3 protein-coding genes and 1 pseudogene are annotated in these 2,251 nt (G+C 31.8%); all 4 read left to right on the top strand.

Going from position 1 to position 2,251, the window contains the following annotated elements; genetic code table 11:
- A partial coding sequence (locus B3J44_RS03440) for a CBS domain-containing protein (RefSeq protein WP_286965805.1) occupies positions 1-483 on the top strand: 483 nt, incomplete at its 5' end.
- Positions 483-1,298: a twin-arginine translocase subunit TatC gene (gene tatC / locus B3J44_RS03435; RefSeq protein WP_286965803.1), complete on the top strand. Its 816-nt coding sequence runs from the start codon at positions 483-485 to the stop codon at positions 1,296-1,298. The genes B3J44_RS03440 and tatC, both read left to right, overlap by 1 nt.
- Positions 1,291-1,641 (top strand): carboxymuconolactone decarboxylase family protein, encoded by a 351-nt coding sequence (locus tag B3J44_RS03430; protein ID WP_223708414.1) that lies wholly within the window; start codon positions 1,291-1,293, stop codon positions 1,639-1,641. The genes tatC and B3J44_RS03430 overlap by 8 nt, the downstream gene beginning before the upstream one ends.
- Positions 1,642-1,895: 254 nt before the next feature.
- Positions 1,896-2,251, top strand: a pseudogene (locus B3J44_RS03425) (ATP-binding cassette domain-containing protein); the annotation flags it as partial.

Here is a 2,251-nt window from a genome sequence, read left to right as displayed (position 1 = left end):
CAACTTGTAATGGGTGACGCTTTGGCGGTTTGCTTAATGGAAATGCGTGATTTTAAACCCGAAGATTTTGCAGTTTATCATCCAGGAGGAGCTTTAGGAAAAAAATTACTGCTTCGAGTTAAAGATATGATTGAGCATTCATTAAAACCTGCAGTTACACCAGAAACTTCTATTAAAAAAGCAATTTTTGAAATTTCTGAAAAAAGATTAGGAGTTACAGCAGTAATTGAAGACAATAAAATTGTTGGAATTATTACTGATGGAGACATCCGAAGAATGCTAAATGACGTAGATACTATAGCAGACTTAACAGCAAAAGATATTATGTCTAAAAATCCAAAAGTAGTTTCCTCGGAAACTATGGCGGTTGACGCTTTAAATATTTTAGAAGATTTCTCGATTACACAATTAATCGTAGCCGACAATGGCGAATATAAAGGAGTATTACATTTACATGACATTTTAAAAGAAGGAATCGTATAATGGCAAAGAAAAACCTTGGCGAGATGTCATTTTTGGACCATCTTGAAGAACTTAGATGGTTATTAGTTAGAAGTACAATTGCAATATGCATTATGGCATTTGTCACTTATTTTATCAGTGATTATTTATTTGATCAGATTATTTTAGGGCCAATTAGGCCAACATTTTTTACCTACGTTTGGTTCTGTGATTTATCGCATTCATTAGGATTTGCAGACAGCATTTGTATTACTGAATTGAATTTTATCATTCAGAATACAGAAATGGAAGGTCAGGTAAATATTTTTGTATGGATGTGCCTTTTGGCAGGTTTTATCTTGAGTTTTCCCTATATTTTATGGGAAATCTGGAAGTTTATTAGTCCTGCTTTATATGAGAAAGAACGCAAAAATGCAAAAGTATTCATCTTTGTTTCTTCAATGCTTTTCTTCTTAGGCGTATTATTTGGCTATTTTGTAGTTATTCCGATGTCGGTTAATTTCGTTGCTACTTTCTCTGTGAGTGATGTTGTAAAAAATCAGTTTACACTCGAATCTTACATGGGAATGGTAAAAACAAGTATTCTAGGAAGTGCGATCTTTTTTGAGCTTCCAATTGCAATTTACTTCTTAACAAAATTAGGCTTAGTAACTCCTACTTTTTTAAGAAAATATTGGAAATACGCCGTTGTAATTATTTTAATTATTGCTGCAATTGTAACTCCGCCAGACGTTGTGAGTCAAACCATTGTTGCAATTCCGATGCTAATCATTTACGAATTAAGCATCTGGATTTCGAAGATTGTGTATAAAAATAAAATGAAAGAAAATGTCTGATATAATTCAAGAATTTAATGACTATCGTTCTAAAATGAACGAAAAACTGCTTGCTGACAATAACAAAATTGTAAAGCGAATTTTTAATCTTGACACCAATGCTTATGCTGAGGGAGCTCTTGATGTAAAAACAAAAGAACTTTTAGGTTTAGTTGCCTCAACTGTTTTGAGATGTGACGACTGTGTAAAATACCATTTAGAAACAAGTTATAAAGAAGGTGTTTCTAAAGAAGAAATGATGGAAGCAATGGGAATCGCAACTCTTGTTGGAGGAACAATTGTAATTCCTCATTTAAGAAGAGCTTACGAATTTTGGGAAGCACTTGAAGAGCAAGGCAAATAATTAGAAAATGTGTCAATTTGATAATTAGATAATTTCTCTTGAAATGCGCTAATTATTTAATTTTGAAATACAAGTTCTAAATTTTGAAAACGCAATAATTTGTTAATTGATTCATTCTATTGAATATTTTACACTTATTTTGCCTTTCAAATCAAATTATAAAATTGATCATGATTTAGTTTTAAAAAAAATTATCTCATTTTCAAATTATCTAATTTTCACATTAAACAAATGAAATTAAGAGCCGATAATNNGTTGAAGTAAATCAAGGAGAAATTGTAGGCCTTTTGGGTCCAAATGGAGCTGGAAAAACAACGTCTTTTTACATGATTGTGGGATTAGTAAAACCAAATCAAGGAAACATTTATCTTGATGATTTGAATATTACCGATTACCCAATGTACAAACGTGCACAACAAGGAATTGGTTATTTGGCACAAGAAGCTTCTGTATTTAGAAAACTTAGCATTGAGGATAATATTCTTAGTGTACTGCAATTGACTAAACTTTCTAAAGAAGAGCAAATTGCTAAAATGGAAAGCTTAATTGAAGAATTCAGCTTAGAGCACATTCGTACTAACCGAGGCGATTTACTTTCTGGAGGTGAGCG

Source organism: Flavobacterium sp. UBA4854 (assembly GCF_002399805.1).
GTDB lineage: Bacteria > Bacteroidota > Bacteroidia > Flavobacteriales > Flavobacteriaceae > Flavobacterium > Flavobacterium ginsengisoli.
The sequence above is the reverse complement of the archived record's forward strand: the minus strand, read 5'-3'. Positions and strand labels throughout refer to the sequence as shown.